The sequence below is a fragment of the Halomonas icarae genome (assembly GCF_009901955.1).
Lineage (GTDB): Bacteria > Pseudomonadota > Gammaproteobacteria > Pseudomonadales > Halomonadaceae > Halomonas > Halomonas icarae.
In genome coordinates this window covers 1,548,283-1,567,555 of sequence record NZ_WUTS01000001.1, presented here as the reverse complement: position 1 = coordinate 1,567,555, position 19,273 = coordinate 1,548,283, and the positions used below count along the sequence as shown (strand labels likewise).

The window sequence follows — 19,273 nt, the reverse complement described above, 5'->3', positions numbered from 1 at the left end:
CAGCCGTTTTTTGAATGTCTGATGATCCGAGGCCCTTACACTTGACGATGACTTCGCCTTTCTGTTGCAGAGCCTCGAGAGTCGCATGGAAGTAGCCGCCGCTACCGAGCGCATCCTCGCCGCCTTCGAGAGCTTCTTTGAAATCGAGGAGTGCGCGCTGCACATCAGTGTGAGCATCGGAGTCGATTGTAGCGATAAAGCTACCCGGCAGGCTCATGATTTGCTGCAGATTGCTGGTGGGAGTCGCAGAACGAAAGGGACGCAATACCTGGCAGTGGTATCAGGGGAGGGAAGCAATACACCAACGAACCTCTTCACCAGGCTCATGTAGGGCTCTGTCGAGACGCTTATCGCCATTAGGCATTTATCGAGCGATAAGCTGCCATAGAAAAGCGGCGACCTCTCTTTGGTTGTTGAAGATATGGCAACATGGGGTATTGGCTTGTCAGCCAAGGATACTTCGGTAGTGGCATATTTCCTACGAAATGGTATGGCATTAACTGCTGATGATGATTACTTTTCGAAGGTGGGTTTAAGGACCATTTGTTGATGGCGTTGGCGGCAGGAAATCCAATGATTATCTACGTTGAGTTATTAGATATTTGACTTGTATAAACTGAATAAGCTGGGCATTATTTACGGTAAGTATCGGCCGCCCTACGACGCCAGGAGGTATATGTTATGGGGACCTGTACGTGACCGACGACCTCGCTCTGCTGGAAGCCCAGCAGGCTATTCACGAACTGATCGCCCAGCAGGCATCGCTCGAAACAACGCTGGACGCCATCGCCCACTGGGTCGGTGTTCAACTACCCGGTGCTATCGTGGCCTTCATGCGCTTCGATCCAGCCCGTTGCACCCTCAGCCTGCTCTCCAGTTCACGCTTCTCGCGGCCCTATTTCGAACGACTCCAGAATGTCCCGATCGGAGAGGGGGTGGCGTCCTTCGGCGAGGCGGCCTATCGACGGCGGCAGGTCATCACGGAAGATATTCTGACGGATCCACGCTGGGATAGGTTCCGTGACGCAGCGCTTGCCGAGGGGCTGCGTGCCTGCTGGTCGAGCCCGGTCCTTTCCCCTGATGGCGAGCTGCTGGGAACCTTCGGCATCTACTATCGTGACCCCATCGCGCCCAGCGGCATCAGCCAGCGACGACTGCAACAGGCCGCCGTCCTGATCGCCCTGGCGATCATCAAGGAACGCAACAGCCGTCAGCGCCGTTTACTGGCTGATCGGTACCAAGCTCTATTCGTGAATCATCCTGACGGCGTCTATGAGTTCGATCTCGAGGGCCACTTCCTGCAGGGCAACGCCGCCCTGGAGAACATCACCGGTTACTCGATGAAGGAGCTCTTGGGGCGCCACTTCAATGACTTCGTCTCTCCCGGCTATCGCGACCTGACCCAGGCCGCCTTCGATGCCGTCAGGAGTGGCGCATCGCGCCATTATGAAACTCAGGCTATTCATGCCGATGGCCGCCATCGCTACATTGAGGTCACCAACTTTCCGGTTGTCGTCGAGGGCGAGATCATCGGTGTCTATGGTATCTGCCGCGATATCACCGAGCAAAAGCATCAGCAGGCGATGCTGCATCTGCTGCAGCGCGGCATCGAGGCCAGTCCTGATGGCGTGCTGATGGCGGATGCCACCCGGGGCGACTTGCCGATCGTCTATGCCAATGAGGCCTTTTGCCGGCTGACGGGCTACAAGCAGGACGAGGTGCTCGGCCGTAACTGTCGTTTCCTACAGGGAGAGCAGACAGATCCCGATGCCATCGCGATATTGCGTAAGGCCCTGCAGACGCAGACCAGGGCGCAAGTGACACTGCTCAACTATCGCAAGGATGGCACGACCTTCTGGAACCGGGTGTCGATCAGCCCAGTCATCGATGAATCCGGTCACTGCACCCACTTCATCGGCACCCAGGAGGATGTCACTCTGGAGCGTAGTCAGGAAAAGCAGATTGCCTACCAGGCCACCCACGACCAACTCACTGGCCTGCCCAATCGAACGCTTCTGGGTGAGCGTCTCGAGCAGGACTATCGGTGGTGCCAACAACAGCAGTGCCTGCTGGCAGTGATGTATATCGATCTGGACGGTTTCAAGCCCATCAACGAAGGCCTGGGGTATGAGATCGGAAACCGCCTGCTGGTGGCCATCGCCGATCGTCTTCGACAGTTGCTCGGCCCCCACGACACCCTGTCTCGTCTTACCAGCGACGAGTTCGCCATCTTGCTGCCCAACCTGGCAACTCATGAGGATGTCGCTGAAAGGGCCGAGTGCGTCCTTGCCGCCTTCGGGCACTCATTTGAGGTGGACGGTCTGGTTCTGCATATCAGTGCCAGCATTGGGGTGGCCTGTAGCGGTGAAGAGACCCGGCAGTCCCACGATCTGTTACGCAATGCCGATCGGACCGTGGAGATAGCAAAGCGCCAGGGACGCAATACCTGGCAGTGGTTCAGGCAGCAGCGAAAGCAAACAACCAGCGAGCATATACTGTTGCGCCATGATCTCTACACCGCACTGCATGAGAACCAGCTCGAACTCTATTACCAGCCCATCGTCGATGCCGTTACGGGCCGCATCCGTAGCCTCGAGGCCCTGGTCCGCTGGCATCATCCGGAACATGGCATGATCTCTCCCGGGATCTTTATTCCCATCGCCGAGCAGACCGGGCAGATCATCCCCCTGGGTCGCTGGGTACTGCGACAGGCCTGCGAGCACCTAGCCGACATGCGTGCCAAGGGTGAGCGAGTCTTCCCGGTGGCGATCAACATCTCGGCGCTGCAGTTCCATCGCGATGGCTTCCTCAGTGAGGTGCAGGCCATTCTCGAGGAGACGGGGCTTCCGCCCGAGCTCCTCGAGCTGGAGATGACCGAAAGCATTCTGATGGATGACGCCGAGCGGGCCGTCGAGAGAATCAATGCCCTACGCGGGATGAGCATCGCGATCGCCATCGACGACTTCGGCACGGGCTTCTCCAGCCTTGGCTACCTGCGCGACCTGCCGATTCACAAGATCAAGCTCGACCGTTCTTTCATCAGGGATATCCTCACCTCTGCCAATAGTGCCGCGCTGGTCCAGGGCATCATTACCATGGCTCATCACATGGGCCTGCTGGTGGTCGCCGAAGGGGTCGAGGAGCGCGAACAGCAGGAGACCCTGATAGGTTGGAAGAGCGACATGCTGCAGGGCTACCTCTTCGCCAGGCCCATGCCCTGGAGTGAACTCAGGAGCCTCCCTGGTCTGCTGCCCGCTCCCTAGGTATCAGTCGGCATGTCGTGTGATGGGCGTATGTGGGCAGCACACTGATACCTACTGAGTCTTCCCCGGCGCTCCCAGCCCGCTCACCCGCATCACCCGCCTCTCCACCGCGTCCAGTAACTGGCCGCGGCCGGTTTCGACCAGGCTGAGCCAGTGCCTGGCGCGGGTGATGCCGGTGTAGACCAGCTCCCGGGTCAGGATCGGATTGGGGGCGTCGGGGAGGAGCAGGGCGGTGTGGGTAAATTCCGAGCCCTGGGACTTGTGCACCGTCATGGCGTAGACCGTTTCCACCGCCTGCAGGCGGCTGGGCAGCACCCACTTGATCCGGTCGCTGCCGTCCCCGGCCGGGAAGGCGACGCGCAGTGTTGGGGCGTCGCGTCCGGGCCCCTCGGATGGAGCTTGCGGCCGCGGCAGCGCCAGGGTGATGCCGATATCGCCGTTCATCAGTCCCAGGCCGTAGTCGTTGCGGGTCACCAGCACCGGCCGTCCGGGGTACCAGAGCCGTCGTCCGTCGCCGGTGTCGATCAACCCCTCCTTCTCCAGGGCGGTGCGGATGCGCTCGTTGAGTCCCTCCACGCCCCAGGGGCCGCGGCGCAGGGCACAGAGCAGCTGAAACTGGCCGTGGGCGGCCAGCACCGCGCGGGCCCAGTCATCCAGTGCCTCGACGTCTGCCCCTGCCGTTGGCGCGGCGTCTCTTATCGTCTCCAGATAGTGGCGATACCCCACCGGTGGCGGCAGTGGCTGGCCGCGCAGCCGGCGACCCTCGCCGGCGCCGGGGAAGCCTTCGGCGTGACCCGAGACCACCAGCCGCTCCAGTCGGCGGTCGTGGTCGGTGTAGAGCCTGAGATGCGAGAGGTCGGCGTAGCCGTGCTCGAGCACGCGGCGAATGTCGGCGGGCTTCTGCCTGCCCGGGACGTTGCGGTTGACCGCACCGGCGAGCTGGCCGATGCCGCTCTCGGCATCGAAGCGGTGACTGACCCGCAGCATGGTGATGGCCTGGTCCAGTGGCGCCCCAGCGGGGTCGAGCATCTCCGTGGGCAGCACCTGGCCGGTGGCCTCGCCGAGCCAGTCGGCGGTGGTCGGCGTGTAGTGGCCACCCTCGGCCCGGGCGCACAGGTCGCCCAGCACCGAGCCGGCCTCGACCGAGGCGAGCTGGTCCTTGTCACCCAACAGCACCAGGCGGGCGCGGGGCGGCAGGGCATCGAGCAGCGCGGCCATCATCTCCACATCGACCATGGAGGCCTCGTCCACCACCAGCACATCCAGTGGCAAGGGGTTGCGCGCGTAGTGGCGGAAGTGGCGGGTATCGGGACGTGAGCCCAGCAGGCGATGGAGGGTGGTGACTTCGGTGGGAACCGCTTGGCGAAGTCGCTCGATGTTGTCCTGGGAGGACTGATGAGTCGCCGATAAATCGGGCTCCCACAGGGTGGCCAGGCCTTCCAGTCTCAGGGAGCTGACCTGCCCGGCGATGGACTCGTTGAGTCGCGCGGCGGCCTTGCCGGTGGGGGCGGCCAGGCGAATACGCAGCGGGCGCTGGCCTTCGCTCAGGGCCAGGGCCTGCAGCAGGGTCAGCAGCTTGACCACGGTGGTGGTCTTGCCGGTGCCGGGCCCGCCGGTGATCACCGCGAAGGGCGAGCGGATGGCCAGGGCGCAAGCGGCCTTCTGCCAGTCCAGGGTATCGCTGGTGGGGAAGAGGGCGGCAAGCGCCTGGGAGCGTGTATTGGTCTCTGTCGCATGGGGAGCATGATCGGTGGCCCCTCCGGCGTCGCCCTCCAGCCGGGCGGCGATATGCTGCTGGATCGAGCGCTCATGATGCCAGTAGCGGCGTAGATAGAGCCGGGTGCCCTCGAGCACCAGCGGGGTGTTGCCGGGGCCGTCGCCGATGATCGCCGGGTGAGTGAGTGCCGTCAGCCAGTCGGCGAGGCTGAGCTCGGTGAGCAGCTGGCTGGGTCGAGGCGGTGGGTCCTCCAGGCTGTCGCCCTCCGGTGGCAGCGAGAGGGCCAGGTCGGGCTCGGCCAGGGTCTGGGCCAGGTCCAGGCAGACATGGCCGCGGCCGAGCTGGTGGCTGGCGAGTGCCGCGGCCAGCAGCAGCGAGGCGGGGGGGCCGGCCACCTCCCGAGCCAGGAAGGCGGCGAAGGCGCGGTCCAGGGCGCGTAACCAGCCGCGCTCCACCCAGCGGTCGAGCAGGGCGAACAGCGCTGCGGTGTCGTGCAGGGCCTCGGTAGTGGGTGAGAAATCGCTCACGGTGGACTCGCGGTGACTCATGGTTATGCCTCCAGAGCGGTAGCGTCGGCGTCACGAAACAGGGCGTCGAGCGCCTCGATCAGCTGGCGTGGCGGGCGTTCGCGATGCACGCCGCGAGAGGGGGCGTGCTGGCCGCGCAGGAAGACGTAGAGCGCCCCGCCCAGATGACGGTCGATATCGTAGTTGGGCAGCCGCGCCCTGAGCAGGCGGTGCAGGGCCAGCAGGTAGAGACAGTACTGCAGGTCGTAGCGTCGCTCGCGCACCGCATCGCGCATGGCCGCCTCGGAGTAGGCCTCGTCGTCGCGCCCCAGGTGGTTGGACTTCCAGTCCAGCACGTAGAAGCGCCCCTCGTGTTCCACCACCAGGTCGATAAAGCCCTTGAGCATGCCGTTGAGACGGTCGCGCTCCAGTGCCGGGCGTGCCGCGCCGCCCAGGGTGTGAGTGCTGACCAGCGCATCCAGACGCGTGGTATCGACCCTGTGCGCGGCGAACCAGAACTCCAGCTCCACCTGATAGCGAGTGCTCTCCAGCCGGTCGAGGCGCAGCGGCGCCACCGCTCCGTCGGGGGCATTCGGCATTGGCAGCTCGCTTGCCAGCAGACCGCGCAGCCAGGCCTGCAGCGCCGGGATGCGTTCGCGCCAGCCACGCAGGTTGGCGCGCCGCGCCAGGGTATCGTCCAGCCGCCCTGGCTCGGCGGCCAGCCGCGAGAAGCCCTCCTGGCCGGCCCACTCCAGCAGGCCGTGGAGGAAGGTCCCGGCCGCTGGACCACGCGGGAAACGGTGAATGGAACGATCTGCGCTCGGCCATACATCGTTGATATATTGCTCGAAATGCTCATTTAACGGCTTGTAAACTCCGCCTTCTCGCAAGATATCGCCTTGTCTGGCCTTCGCTCGATGGCGTTCCATGTCTGGTGCCACCCTGTCGCTGGGCTCGTCGCGCAACTCCCGGGCGGTGGCCTCCAGGGCGGTTTCGGGCTCTATCAACGGTGCCTTTTCGGGTTCTTCCGGAAGAGCGGACTCTTCCCCCTCACCTCCGATGCGTCCACCGCTTATCTGCAGTGCCGAATAGCTGGCGATCCACCAGTGTTCCCGGGCGCGACGGACGGGGCTCAGCGCCTCGCGAAGGGGCTGGTCGTTGGTCTCGAGAGCCACTACCAGGTTGTCGGCCTCGGGGGCCGGCAGCACCTGCAGCTCCGTCTCCTCCGCCCCCTGGACAAGGGGAAAGAGGGCCTCGAGCAGGCCATCCGTAGAGGGGGGCGAGAGTGGCGCTCCGGCGGTCAGTACCTGGCCGATGGCGCTGCGCTCCAGCTCCTTGAGCGGCGCGAGACCCAGCCAGGTGGCGTGGCGGGCACGGGTCAGGGCCACATAGAGCTTGCGCAGGTCCTCGCCCAGACGCTCGTCGTCGGCGCGGGCCAGCACGGTGTCGTCGGGCTCCAGGGAGAGCCGGCGGCGCCCCGCCTCATCATGCCAGGTCAGTGGCAGGTCGCTGGCCTTCTTCGCCCGGAAGGCGCAGATAAAGGGCAGGAAGACCAGCGGGTACTCCAGTCCCTTGGACTTGTGGATGGTGATCACCTGCACCAGGTCGGCGTCACTCTCCAGGCGCAGCCGGTGGCTATCCGCCTGGGCCGGCGGCTGGGCGCGGGCCTCGCCGAGGTGGCGGAGCAGGGCGTGCTCGCCGTCCAGTTCGGCACTGGCCTGCTGGAGCAGTTCGCCCAGGTGTAGAAGGTCGGTGAGGTGACGTTCGCCGCTGGTACTCTTCAATAGCCGGGTGGGCACGCCGAAGTCGGCCAGCAATCGGTGCAGCATGGGCAGCACCCCCTGGCGCTGCCACTGGCGCCGATAGGACCGGAACTGCATGACGCGCTCCTCCCAGACCAGCTCGTCATGCTGCAGTGCATCGAGCGCGGCGAGGCTCATGCCCAGGCTGGGCATGGCAAGTGCCGCATGCAGGCGACGATCGCTGTCGGGCTCGGCGCAGGCGGCCAGCCATATCTCCAGCTCCAGGGCCGCGGGCGTCTCGAACACGCCCTCCTTGTCGGAGAGATAGACGCTCTTGATGCCGCGCTCGAGCAAGGCGTCGCGGATCGCTCTGGCCTCGCCGGCGTTGTTGACCAGCACCGCCAGATCCGAGGGCGCCAGCGCTCTGAATGGCTCGCCGGGCTCGCTGAAACCGGTGCGCCCGGCCTGTCCTTCGCGCAGCAGCTCGGCCATATGGGTGGCACAGCGCGCCGCCATCTCCTCGAAGTAGGCCCCCTTGGCGATGCCCTCTTCGGAGGCACCGTGCTCGGTGGGGAGATGCCAGAGCGTCATCGCGGGCACCGGAGCCCCCTCGCGGATCAGTGTGTCCTTCCTGCCCTTGGCGGCGACCGGCAGGAACGGCACGGGGTTGTCGCCTTCGCTCGAGCGAAACAGGAAGGCACCGCGTCCGGCCGGGTGCGACTCGGCGAACCGAAACACCCGGTTGACGGCCGACACCATGGCCTCGGCCGAGCGGAAGTTGGTGCCCAGGGTGACATGGCGGCCGGCGGTGTCGCGGCGCGCCTGCAGGTAGGTGTGGATATCGGCGCCGCGGAAGGCGTAGATCGCCTGCTTGGGGTCGCCGATCAGCAGGATGCCGCTGGGGTCGTCGGGGTCCGGCGCCGCCGCGAGCCGGTAGACATGATCGAACAGCCGGTACTGCACCGGGTCGGTGTCCTGGAACTCGTCCACCAGCGCCACCGGGAACTGGCGCCGCACATGGGCGGCCAGGGCCTCGCCGGAGGGGCCGGCGAAGGCGGCATCGAGGCGCTCGAGCAGGTCATCGGGGCCGAGTTCGGCGCGACGCTGCTGTGCCCGCCGACGGCGCTCGTTCATCCAGCGTACGGCGTGGGCCAGCAGGTCGGCATGGGCATCGGGCAGGGCCTGGAGCCGATCCGGCAGTTCGGCGATGGCCTGCAGGGCAGGGTGGTCCAGGGGCGCGCCGCTCTTCCAGATCTCGGCGATGCCCTCGGGGGTCAGGCGCTTCCAGGCAGCGTCGGTCAGGGCCGGGGTGTCGAGTTCGGGGTCGTTGACCCAGTCGCGCAGGGCGCCCAGCCAGCTGGCGCGGCTTCTGCTGTTGAGCTTGCGCTGATCGAAGGCCTTGCCGGCGGCGGCCGTCTCCAGGGCCTCGTCGAGCTCATCGAGCCATACGGGCCAGGGCGCCTTGAGCTCGCTCAGCACTCGCCTGCGTTCTGCCTGCATGCTGGCCAGCGCTCCGGCGGGGGGCGGGGCGTCGTGGAGCAGGTCGGCGTCACCCTGCAGGCGGCGTACGTCCTCGGCCAGGGCGTCGGGGCTCTCCCAGTAGCGGCCGACGACCGCCAGGGCCTCGCTGTCCAGGGCGTAGTAGAAGCTGCGCCAGTAGTCCCGGGCGACCTCGAGCTCGAGTTCCGACTGGTCGAGGTTCATCTCCAGGGAGAAGAGGCTGCCGCTCTCGAAGGCGTGCTCGCGCAGCATGCGGTGGCACCAGGAGTGAATGGTGGAGACGGCGGCCTCGTCCATCCACTCGGCGGCCAGCTGCAGGCGCCGCGCGCAGGCGGGCCAGCGCTCCCGGGGGTAGCTGTCGCGCAGGGCCAGCAACGGGTCGCCGACCTCGTCTTTTGATGGAGCTTTCATGGACGGAGCTGATCCGGAGGCAGGCCCCGAAGTGTCGGACCATCGAGTAGGCGCTGTGAACCCCTCCCTGGGCGCTACCGACGCCGTCCCTGGCGTAGGACCTCCTCTGCGGCCTGCCTCCGGCGCTCCTTCGGCGGCATCGAAATAGGGGACTGTCCCCGGTTCCGTCTCCGGTTCCGGTGATTGAAATGCCTCGGCGGCCTCCACCAGTCGCGCCCGGATGCGGTCGCGCAGCTCCCGGGTGGCGGCGTTGGTAAAGGTGACCACCAGGATCTCCGGCGGGGTGAGGGCACGGGGGAAGCTCACGGTATCGGCCTCGTCCCGCGGGCCCAGTACCAGGCGCACGTAGAGCAGGGCGATGGTGAAGGTCTTGCCGGTGCCGGCGCTGGCCTCGATCAGCCGACTGCCGGTGAGCGGCAGCTGGATCGGGTCCAGGGTCGGGGGCGTCTGATCCTGTGGGTTCATGTCCTGTCTCCCTTGCCCTTTCCGGTGCTTCCCCTGGTGCTCTTCCCTTTCGGCTTCTTCACCGCACGCAGCAGCGGGGCGTAGAGCCGTTCGGCCAGCTCGGCGAAGCCCATGGGGTCAGACCCCATGGGCAATGGCGCGTCACGCAACATGAGTTCCAGCTGTGGCCACTGGCGCATCAGATAGGCATCGCGGCCACGCTCGCCGTGGTCGTTGTTGAAGCCGCTGCCGTAGTAGGCGGTGACGAGGGCTCTCCAGGCCTTGGTGTCCTCATCGCCTGCCTCGCCGGCGAGGCAGCGTTGCATGGCCTGGGGCGTGCCGCCCTTCTCGAGCCAGGCGAAGGCGGCATCCCTGGCCAGTGGCAGGGGCGTGGCCATGCCGTGCTGCCAGGCGGCGGCGATGGTCGCCAGGTGCGCGCGGGCCTCCTCGGCGGGCAGCGGAGCGAGGGTGCCACCACCGGCGCGGGAGAGCAGCCGAGTGGTCATGGGCCCTTCCAGCTGGCCGGCGAGATGGGCGACCCAGGGGGTGAGCCAGTGCTTCCAGTGGTACTTGCCCTTGTTGACCAGGCTGCTGGTGGTGAGCAGCACCCGGCAGCGCTCCATGGCATCGTTGACCCGCAGCTCGCCCAGCCAGTCCTCCAGTGCCGGGGCGTCGCCCAGTGTCTCACGGAGGTCGAGCGAGATGTCCAGCGGCTCCTGCATGGCGTGGGGCCACTCCTCGAGCACCTGACGATATTCGGAGAAGAGACTCTCCATGGGCTCGACCAGCTCGTCACGCATGCGCTCGGCGAAGCCGCCCATGGCCAGGCGCCCCTCGCGTTCCAGGCGCTCCAGGGTGGCCAGCATGGCGGGTTCATGGGGCTCTCCGGCCTCCGCCGCCGCGCGGCTCGCCTCGATCAGGGCATTCTGCAGCTGCCAGCGGTCGAGGCCATCCAGGGTGAAGGGTTCGCTGTCGAGGGACTCGGTGGCTTCGGTGTCGAGGTGGACCTTGAGCCGAGTGTTGTAGAAGGCCTCCACCGGTGCCTTGAGGAAGTGGCCGAGCTGGGCCAGGGTCAGCGGGCTTTCCTGGCGGAATGGCGCCAGCGGTGTCGCAGTGGTCGAGTCGGCCTCGAGCTCGGCGTCTGGGCGGTGAAGCTCGCGCCACTCGTGGGCGTAGGTGGCGAGACCCGGGCCCTCTCCACCGCTGCTCGGTGCCGCACCCCGGAAATAGTCGATGCTGAAGGGTTGCAGCGGGTGTTCGGTGGTCAGCGCGGCCAGCAGGGCGTCGCCGCTGGCCTCGTCCTCGCTTCCGGCCAGGCGCCAGCCCCGGGCGAGGTGATCGCGCAGCTGACCGAGCAGCACCGAGGGGGGCTGCTCCGTGTTGTCGATGATGCTGCGTCCCACCCAGCTGATGCTCAGCCGGTCGCGGGCCGAGAGCAGCGCCTCGAGGAACAGGTAGCGGTCGTCCTCACGGCGCGAGCGGTCGCCGGGACGGTAATCCTGAGCCATCAGGTCGATATCCAGCGGGCGCTGTACCCGCGGGTAGTCGGCATCGTTCATGCCCAGCAGGCAGACGTGGCGGAAGGGGATGGCGCGCATCGGCATCAGGGTGGCGATGTTCACCGCCCCGGCCAGGAAACGCTGGGAGAGGCTCGCCTCGTCGATCTGGGCAAGCCAGTGCTCGCGTACCACCGAGAGTGGCAGGGGTTCGCTGAGCTCGGCCTCCTCGGCGCTCTCCTGCCAGCCTTCCAGTGCCTGCTCGAGTCGCGTCAGCGCCATCAGGTCCTGGTCCGAGTCGGCCAGGAAACAGGCCTCCAGCAGGCCGCGCAGCCGCTCGCCCCAGGTGGCCACATCACAGGGCTCGGCCAGGGTGCGCCACTGGGTTTCCAGGGTATCGACAAGGTCAATCAGCGGGCCGGCCAGAGCCGCCTCCAGTCCGCCGATATCGTCATAGGGTTCCACATCCTGCCAGGGCCCCGCGGCGGCATTTCCCACCGCATAGCCGAGCAGCAGCCGGCGCAGGCCGAAGGACCAGGTGTTGGCGGTGAGGCCCTCCGGCAGGTCTAGGCTCTGGCGCTGATGGGCGTCGAGCCCCCAGCGGATGCCGGCACCCTCGATCCAGCGGCGCAGGGTGGGCAGGCCACTCTCCGGGATGCCGAAGCGTGCACGCAGCGCCGGCACCTCCAGCAGGTCGAGCAGGTCGCTTACCGAGAGGCGCAGCTCCGGCAGACGCAGCAGCGATTCCAGGGCGATCAGCAGCGGCAGGCGGTGGCGGCTGGCCTGGTCGGAGAGGGTGAAGGGGATATGGCGGGGATCGTCGGCGTCGAGGCGACCGAATACCGCCTGCACCGCGGCGGCGTACTGGTCCACGTCGGGCACCATCACCAGGATGTCGCGAGGCTTGAGGGTCGGGTCCTCGCTGAAGGCGGCGAGCAGCTGGTCGTGAAGGATCTCCACCTCACGCAGGGCGCTGTGGGCCACCTGGAAGCGCAGCGAACGGTCGCGGGACGGGTCCACCACAGGCCAGGTGTCGCGGGTCTCCTGGAGAGGGCGCAGCTCGAGGATATCGTCCTGCAGCTGGCGAAGCAGGTTGGGGCTCATCTCCGGGGAAGCCGTCGCTGCCTCGCTCTCGCCCAGGGGGGATTCGAACAGGTCGATGCGCAGTGAATCGCCCTCGAACAGACGACGATAGGCCTGGGCCTCGTCGAACTCATCCAGCAGGCGCAGATAGTCGCGGCCCTGCTTGCCCCAGGCGGCCAGCAGAGGCTGGGCATGCAGATGCAGCTCGGTCTCGGCCAGGTCCGCCGGCATGCCGGGGCGCCGCTGCTGGCGCCGGCGCTCCGCCCGAAGGAGATCCTTGTGCTCGATGATATCCGCCCAGTAGTGGCGGCAGGGGTTGTGCACGCAGAGCAGTACCTGGCTGACCCGCGCCATGGCGGCCAGCGCCTCGAGGGTCTGGGCGGGCAGCGAGGAGATGCCGAAGACGATGACCCGGCGGGGCAGGCCGTGCGGACGATGCGTTGTGTCGAGCTCCTGGCATGCCGTCAGAAAGCGTTCGTGCACCGCCGCGCGGCTCGAGGCGAGGCCCGCCTCGCCATGGGCCCTGGCGATGTCTTCGCGCAGTACCCGCCACAGCTCGGCCTGCCAGCACTGCTCCTCGGCGAGGGGACGCGCCTCGCCCCGGGCGGAGATCAGCACATCCTCCCCCTTCGCCCAGGCGGCTAGCCAGTCGGCGCGATAGACCTGGTACTGGTCGAAGAGGTCCGCCAGGCGCTCGGCGAGCTGATGGCGCTTGCGCAGGTCGTCATCGCCTTCCAGGAAGCGTGCCAGGGGAGCGAAGGTGGAGGCGTCGAGCAGGGTCGGCAGCAGCCGCATCAGCCGCCACACCAGGCGCGGCTTGTCGAAGGGGGAGACCGGGGGCACGGCGTCTTCGCCTTCTCGTTGGGCGAGAACGGCCCGATAGGCCTGCCACAGGAAGCGCGCGGGCAGGGTCACGTCCAGGGCCGCGGCGATCCCGGCGCCACCCTGGTCGCGGTCCTCGGCGAGCGCCAGCTTCAGCCACTGGCTGATGCCGTTGCTCTGCACCAGGATCGTCTCGTTCTCCAGTGGCGCGAGCGGGTGGCGGCGCATCCATTCGACCGCCAGGCCTCGCAGGGCCTCCAGGCGGTTGCCATGGATCACCATGAAGCCGGGAGTAAGCTCGGTTTCCTGGAAGAGGCATGAGGGCATGGCGAGTCCTTCGCGACGATAGGCGGACCCTCATGGTGCCGTAAATCGGCAGGGGCATGAAGCGAGTCACGCCCCCGCCGATGTCGCGCTGTTTCGAAAAGGGGCGAGGCACGGGCCTTGCAGTTCGTCATGGCCCGATTGAGTGTCTCGTCAGGCTAGCGGGCTTGGGGGCTCAGCGCCTTTTCTCCCGCCTGAAGCTGCCGGCTCCAGTCGCCAAGGGCCGTTACCAGCCTGGCGATGAACTCGCGTGTGGTCTCATCGGCAAGACGGCCTTCGGCATCGAAGCGTTGATGGGCAGAGGAAATCATCACTTCCGGCTTGTTCACGCAATGCATGTCCAGAGCGACCATGGTACGCCGCAGATCATATTGCGCACGCACGCCGCCCAGCAGGCTCATGCTGGCGCTCATGATCGCGGCGGGCTTGCCGGCGAATGGCTGGGGCCGTTCGCGAGAGACCCAGTCGATGGCATTCTTCAGCACACCGGACATCGAGTAGTTGTATTCCGGCGTGGCAAACAGCAGCGCGTCGGCCTCCTTGATCTGCTCCGCGAGCCTGGCCACGGCAGCAGGGACTTCCCGATCACGCTGGTCCTGGTCATAGAGGGGGATCCGTGACAGATCGGCGAACTCGATGCTGATGTCGGCAGGGGCCGCGTCCCTGGCCGCACGAAGTGCCGCGGTATTGTAGGAGTCCTTTCGCAGGCTGCCGGAAATGGCGAGAACCTTGAGCGTGTCAGTCATGACGTCTCCTTGAAGGGTGTACTGGCATTGTGCGTCGAGCAAGCAGGGGCGATGACACCCCGTCGATCGACACTATCTCGAACTTACGCAAGATCAAACAGCAGAATTTCCGAGGCCTCGATGCCGGTCACGTCGATGGGCTCTCCCGGCTCGAAGGCGGCGGCGTCGCCGGCCGAGAGCCGCTGGCCGTTGACCTCGGCCGCGCCGCGGGCCACATGCAGCCACGCATGGCGTACCGTCGGTGTCGCTGCCTGTTCGCCGGCATCGAACAGTCCGGCATGGAGGTTGACGTCCTGGTTGATGCTGACCGAACCATCGCGGCCCGCTTCGGAAACCACCAGTCGCCACTCTCCCTGTCGCTGCTCTTCCGGAAAGCGCTTCTGCTCGTAGCTGGGAGCGATACCCTGTTGCTTCGGCTCGATCCAGATCTGCAGGAAGTGAAGCTCCTCACTCGAGGAGTTGTTGAACTCACTGTGCACCACACCGGTGCCCGCCGACATGCGCTGCACATCACCGGGTTGCATGACCGCTCCATTACCCATGCTGTCCTTGTGGGCCATGCTGCCCGACAGCACGTAGGAGATGATCTCCATATTCCGATGTGGGTGGGCACCGAAGCCGGCCCCGCCCTGGACTCGGTCTTCGTTGATGACACGCAGCTTCCTGAACCCCAGATGGTCGGGGTCGAAGTAGTCGGCGAACGAGAAGGTGTGACGGGAGCGTAACCAGCCGTGATTGGCATGACCGCGTTCATTGGCGCGTCGCAGGATCATCTTGTACCTCCTGGAGTGGTGAGATAAGTCGGATGGAGAGCGTCGTTGCGGGCTCGGTCCCGTAGCGATGTGTGCATGTTAGTTGTTCATTTTAATCGATTGAAAGCGGCATTTTCTGCATTAAATGTTCGATTTATACGAAAATTTTGATCCGAGTGTTTCAGCTTGCGCTGCCAGTCACATTCCCTTCGGGGGCGGGACGCACTCCGGGATGGGGTACCATCGGGAACAGGTTCGATAATGGGGATACGGTCATGAGTGATTATCTGCTGGAAGAGCAGGAGCTAAGCGCTGGAAAGATCTACCGGTTGTTCTCGGGCAGCATCTGTCCGCGGCCCATCGCCTGGGTCTCGACCCTGGACGACCGGGGCAATGCCAACCTGGCACCCTTCTCGTTTTTCAATGTCGTCAGCGTCAACCCGCCGGTGCTGGGGTTTTCACCCCTGCTCGATGGTGACGCCAACCCCAAGGACACCATTCGTAACCTGGAGCAAGTGGGCGAGTGCGTGGTGCATATCGGCGGTGAGGGATTGGTTCAGGAGATGAACGCGACCAGTGCCGGACTCGAGCACGGTGATGACGAATTCATCCACGCCGGGCTCGAGAAGGTGGCCATGGCAGGCGTTTCGGTACCCAGGGTGGCCGGGGCACCGGTCGCCTTCGGCTGTCGACTGTGCGAGATCATCCGCTTCGGTGATCAACCACTGGCCGGCAACCTGGTGCTCGCCGAGGTGGTGTCGATCCATGTCGACGATGCCGTGTGGGATGGTCGGCACGTCAGCGTCGAGGGGCTGCGCCCCCTCGGGCGAATGGCCGGCAATGACTACGCCCGCTGCAGCGATCGCTTCGAAGTGGAGCGCCCCGACTCGGGCAGCTCTCTCAGCCGGGGTGAACGGAGTCGCTGACGTATTGCCCAGCATAGGCGTGGTGGCATGTGCGTTATGACACTTTTTCCAGGGTAAGTGTATGAAAATAAGAATGGTGGTTGTGCTATTTCTTGCTTTTGTCTTTTCTTTTCTTCATGGGTGCGCTGGAGTGAGGAATAGCTACCTGTCTCATCTGGATAAGACCAGTGAAGAGCCTTTGTTACGAGTTAAAAAAGGCGAGGTGGTTGAGCTCCTGTCAATTGGAGACGGATTTCCAGGGTGGTGGGGTTATTACCCATGGGCTAAGACACTGAACCCAAGAGTGGTAAGTATCGAATGCAGGGACTCGAGGAGCTTGATTCCGTTTCGTGAACCTGGAGTCGTTTTTGGTGGAAAGGTCTGCAACCTGGTGGCGCATGAAGAGGGCGAGGCGACAGTTCTATTGGGTAGTAAGTTTAACCTTTCCGAGAGCAATTATGCCGAACGATTAGATGTGGACGTCTATGATGAGTGATGTGGTGGCCCCGGCTTGTTAGTCGGTATCATGTGAGGGCGCATGCCCCTGAGCGTGGGGAGTGGGAGCAGCCTCACTGATCTTGTCTTGCCCGACAGCGGGTTGGAGGACGCCGGCGACATCCGCCGGCCCCGGCAAGCTTCCCGGGGCCTCTCAACCTGTATTGTCTACGCGCGCTTGGCTCAGCAGGCTCGCATCACTGGTAGGTATCCTGGAACTGCTGGCGCAGTTGATTCTTCTGTACCTTGCCCATGGTGTTTCGTGGCAGGCTGTCGATGAAGAACACCCGCCTGGGCTGCTTGTAGCGGGCCAGGCGCCCCTCGAGGTGACCGAGCACTTCAGCCTCGTCGAGACTGGCCCCGGGCTTGGGTACCACCACGGCGGCAACGCCCTCGCCAAGGTCGGGGTGGGGCAGGCCGATCACCGCCGACTCCACCACGCCTGCATGCTCGTCGATGACCTCTTCTACCTCCCTGGGGTAGACATTGAAGCCACCGGAAATCACCAGGTCCTTGTCACGGCCGACGATCTGCACATAGCCGTGTTCGTCAATCATGGCCAGGTCGCCGGTAATGAAGAAGCCGTCATCCAGCAGCTCCTCACGCGTCTTCTCGGGCATGCGCCAGTAGCCGATGAAGACGTTGGGGCCGCGCACCTGCAGGATGCCGATCTCGCCATCGGCCACTTCCCGGCCGGTCTCGCGATCGGTGATGCGGATCTCCACCCCCGGTAGCGGCCGACCCACGGTGCCGGCCCGGCGCGCGCCATTATATGGGTTGGAGATGTTCATGTTGGTCTCGGTCATGCCGTAGCGTTCGAGGATGGCGTGACCGGTCTTCTCCTCGAAGGCATGGTGGGTCTCGGCGGTCAGCGGTGCCGAACCGGAAACGAACAGTCGCATCCTGGCGGTAACCTCGGGAGTCAGGCGCGGGTCTGCCACCAGGCGGGTATAGAAGGTGGGTACCCCCATCAGCACCGTGCCGTGGGCCATCGCCTCGACGATCATGTCGGCATCGAACTTGGCCAGGAAGAGCATGCTGGCGCCCGTCATCAGGGTGACGTTGCAGGCCACGAAGAGGCCGTGGGTGTGGAAGATCGGCAGGGCGTGGATCAGTCGGTCCGTTTCGCTGAAGTGCCATGCCTCGGCCAGGGTGGCGGCATTCGAGCCGAGGTTGCGGTGGGTGAGCATGGCTCCCTTGGAGCGCCCGGTGGTGCCGGAGGTGTAGAGGATGGCGGCCAGATCGTTCTCGTCGCGGGGTTCCACCGCCTCGTGCGGGGTCGCCGCGGCGGCCGCTTCCATCAGGCTGCCGTCGGCGGCGGTGCCCAGGGTCCGTACCGCAGGGCAGCCGGTCTCGGCGGCGAGGGTGCGCGCTTCCTCCACGGCGGCGGGGCGACAGACGAACAGCGCCGGCTCGGCATCACCGAGGAAGTAGCGGATCTCGTCCCCGGTGTAGCCGGTATTGAGCGGCAGATAGACGGCGCCGATGCGCAGGGTAGCCAGGTAGAGCAGAATCGCCTCCGGGCTCTTGTCGACCTGCACCGCCACCCGGTCGCCGGGCGTCACGCCCAGCTCGATCAAGGCGCCGGCCAGGCGTGCACTCATGGCCAGCGCATCGGCGTATGAATAGTCGCGCCCCTCGCGGGTGGTGATGAAGTCGGCGTCGCCACGCTCGTGCATGCGGCGGGCAAAGGTCTCGAACAGGTTGTGGCTCATCTTGTCGTGTCTCCCTTGGCCTGCTTCCTGGCCTTGCGAACGAGGTCCTTGACCTCGCTCGAGCAGGCCACGGTTCCTTGGGCCGTGTAGTTCTCGTGGTTTCGCTCGATATCGTTGAGCACGTAGAGGTAGTTGACCATCAGGCCGGCGCCTTGCTCGAGTCCCTTGGACGAGGTGTCACCTAGCCAGTTGATTCGATGCAGCTCGGCGCCGTTGCCCAGGTGAAAGCGGGCCACCGGATTTAGCGGCAGGCCGCGGGCGTTCTTCACCTCGGCAAGATAGCGTGCCGCCAGTGGCCGGAGCTGGGTGCCAAGCGTCTTGGTGAGTTCATTGTTTCGGTGCCAGCCGGCATTCTGCATGTCGCCGATCGCGTCGCGAAGCTCGGAGGACAGGCTCTCGTCGTCGCCTCGCTCGGCCAGCCACTGGGCAAAGCCCGGCACCGGCGAGAGGGTGACGAAGTGCTTGAGCTGTGGCAGCTCATGCTTGAGCTCCTGCACCACTTGCTTGATCAGGAAGTTGCCGAAGGAAATGCCACGCAGGCCGGTCTGGCAGTTGCTGATGCCGAAGAAGGCGGCCGTGTCTGCTTCCTCGGGCTCTTCTACACCACCGTCCTCGCCGGCCAGAATCGGCTGGATACGCGCCGGGAGCCCCTTGCACAGCGCCACCTCCACGAAGATCAGCGGCTCGTCGCCGATCGCCGGGTGAAAGAAGGCGAAGCAGCGCCGGTCGCGTGCATCGAGTCGACGGCGCAAGTCATCCCAGTCGCGGATCTCATGGACAGCCTCGTAGCGAATGATCTTCTCCAGGATCGAGGCCGGGGTGTTCCAGTCCATGCGTTTGAGCATCAGGAAGCCACGGTTGAACCAGGAACCGAACAGGTGCGCGAAGTCGGCGTCGATGGCCGCGAGTTCGGGGTGCTTGCGCAGCATGCCGAGAAGATCCTCGCGTATGCGAACCAGCGAGTAGGTTCCGTCAGGGGCCAGGTTGAGACGCCGGAACAGTTCCTGGCGGCGCGGCTCACAGGCCTCGAACAGGGCCTCCAGGGCGGCGTTGTCGCGGCTCTCGCGGTATGCCGCGTAGGCGGCATCGATGGTCGACGGCTCGGCGGCAAACTCTTCACTCAGTCGAGTGAAAAAGGCCAGACGCTCATCTGCGACTAGGCACTCGTACATGTCCAGAGCGCGGCTGGCCAGGGCAATGCTGGAGGCCTCGCCGTCGCTCTCGAGCAGTGCGTGGCAAGCCGCCACCAGATCACCGTGATTCGGCGACTCGCCAGACCCTCGCCTTCGCCTCAGCAGGGCGTCGCGCTGGGTAATGTTGCTGAACAGCTCCTGCAGGAAAGTCATGTTCAT

Annotated in this window: 10 protein-coding genes and 1 pseudogene; 4 read left to right on the top strand and 7 right to left on the bottom strand. The window is 65.3% G+C overall.

The features are described 5' to 3' along the window. Positions 1-55: 55 nt before the first annotated feature. Both GRB80_RS07260 and GRB80_RS07255 read left to right on the top strand, forming a co-directional pair. Positions 56-331 (top strand): annotated as a pseudogene (locus GRB80_RS07260) (hypothetical protein); the annotation flags it as partial. Between the two features lie 364 nt (positions 332-695). Continuing rightward, the gene (locus GRB80_RS07255; protein WP_309663524.1) at positions 696-3,263 is read left to right on the top strand and encodes a bifunctional diguanylate cyclase/phosphodiesterase; all 2,568 of its coding nucleotides are present in this window, start codon (positions 696-698) and stop codon (positions 3,261-3,263) included. Positions 3,264-3,314: 51 nt separating this feature from the next. Here GRB80_RS07255 and recD read toward each other — a convergent pair whose 3' ends face one another. From recD to GRB80_RS07230, 5 genes are all read right to left on the bottom strand, one after another. After that, complete coding sequence (recD, locus tag GRB80_RS07250; protein WP_161423080.1) at positions 3,315-5,528, bottom strand: exodeoxyribonuclease V subunit alpha; 2,214 nt, start codon at positions 5,526-5,528, stop codon at positions 3,315-3,317. Between the two features lie 2 nt (positions 5,529-5,530). Next, positions 5,531-9,604, bottom strand: coding sequence for an exodeoxyribonuclease V subunit beta (gene recB, locus GRB80_RS07245; RefSeq protein ID WP_161423079.1), 4,074 nt, complete (start codon positions 9,602-9,604; stop codon positions 5,531-5,533). Further along, positions 9,601-13,311 (bottom strand): exodeoxyribonuclease V subunit gamma, encoded by a 3,711-nt coding sequence (recC, locus tag GRB80_RS07240; RefSeq protein WP_161423078.1) that lies wholly within the window; start codon positions 13,309-13,311, stop codon positions 9,601-9,603. Before recC ends, recB begins: the two co-directional genes overlap by 4 nt. Positions 13,312-13,466: 155 nt before the next feature. Then, positions 13,467-14,054, bottom strand: coding sequence for an NADPH-dependent FMN reductase (locus tag GRB80_RS07235; protein WP_161423077.1), 588 nt, complete (start codon positions 14,052-14,054; stop codon positions 13,467-13,469). A gap of 83 nt (positions 14,055-14,137) precedes the next feature. Further along, positions 14,138-14,827 (bottom strand): pirin family protein, encoded by a 690-nt coding sequence (locus tag GRB80_RS07230; protein ID WP_161423076.1) that lies wholly within the window; start codon positions 14,825-14,827, stop codon positions 14,138-14,140. 254 nt (positions 14,828-15,081) lie between these two features. Between GRB80_RS07230 and GRB80_RS07225 the strand changes: the two genes are divergently transcribed. Together GRB80_RS07225 and GRB80_RS07220 are read left to right on the top strand one after the other, a co-directional pair. Further along, positions 15,082-15,732 carry a flavin reductase family protein gene (locus GRB80_RS07225; protein WP_161423075.1) on the top strand — a complete coding sequence of 217 codons (651 nt, stop codon included), beginning with the start codon at positions 15,082-15,084 and terminating at the stop codon, positions 15,730-15,732. Between the two features lie 61 nt (positions 15,733-15,793). Then, a complete protein-coding gene (locus GRB80_RS07220) occupies positions 15,794-16,207 on the top strand; it encodes a hypothetical protein (RefSeq protein WP_237561935.1) in 414 nt (137 codons plus the stop codon). Between the two features lie 196 nt (positions 16,208-16,403). Here GRB80_RS07220 and GRB80_RS07215 read toward each other — a convergent pair whose 3' ends face one another. Together GRB80_RS07215 and GRB80_RS07210 are read right to left on the bottom strand one after the other, a co-directional pair. Then, complete coding sequence (locus GRB80_RS07215; protein ID WP_161423074.1) at positions 16,404-17,921, bottom strand: malonate--CoA ligase; 1,518 nt, start codon at positions 17,919-17,921, stop codon at positions 16,404-16,406. Continuing rightward, positions 17,918-19,273 carry a malonyl-CoA decarboxylase gene (locus GRB80_RS07210; RefSeq protein ID WP_161423073.1) on the bottom strand — a complete coding sequence of 452 codons (1,356 nt, stop codon included), beginning with the start codon at positions 19,271-19,273 and terminating at the stop codon, positions 17,918-17,920. Before GRB80_RS07210 ends, GRB80_RS07215 begins: the two co-directional genes overlap by 4 nt.

What these genes read in the sequence shown, in the direction of transcription:
- recD (WP_161423080.1), bottom strand. Translation starts at nt 5,528, where the DNA reads ATGAGTCACCGCGAGTCCACCGTGAGCGATTTCTCACCCACTACCGAG.
- recB (WP_161423079.1), bottom strand. Translation starts at nt 9,604, where the DNA reads ATGAACCCACAGGATCAGACGCCCCCGACCCTGGACCCGATCCAGCTG.
- recC (WP_161423078.1), bottom strand. Translation starts at nt 13,311, where the DNA reads ATGCCCTCATGCCTCTTCCAGGAAACCGAGCTTACTCCCGGCTTCATG.
- GRB80_RS07235 (WP_161423077.1), bottom strand. Translation starts at nt 14,054, where the DNA reads ATGACTGACACGCTCAAGGTTCTCGCCATTTCCGGCAGCCTGCGAAAG.
- GRB80_RS07230 (WP_161423076.1), bottom strand. Translation starts at nt 14,827, where the DNA reads ATGATCCTGCGACGCGCCAATGAACGCGGTCATGCCAATCACGGCTGG.
- GRB80_RS07225 (WP_161423075.1), top strand. Translation starts at nt 15,082, where the DNA reads ATGAGTGATTATCTGCTGGAAGAGCAGGAGCTAAGCGCTGGAAAGATC.
- GRB80_RS07220 (WP_237561935.1), top strand. Translation starts at nt 15,794, where the DNA reads ATGAAAATAAGAATGGTGGTTGTGCTATTTCTTGCTTTTGTCTTTTCT.
- GRB80_RS07215 (WP_161423074.1), bottom strand. Translation starts at nt 17,921, where the DNA reads ATGAGCCACAACCTGTTCGAGACCTTTGCCCGCCGCATGCACGAGCGT.
- GRB80_RS07210 (WP_161423073.1), bottom strand. Translation starts at nt 19,273, where the DNA reads ATGAACATGACTTTCCTGCAGGAGCTGTTCAGCAACATTACCCAGCGC.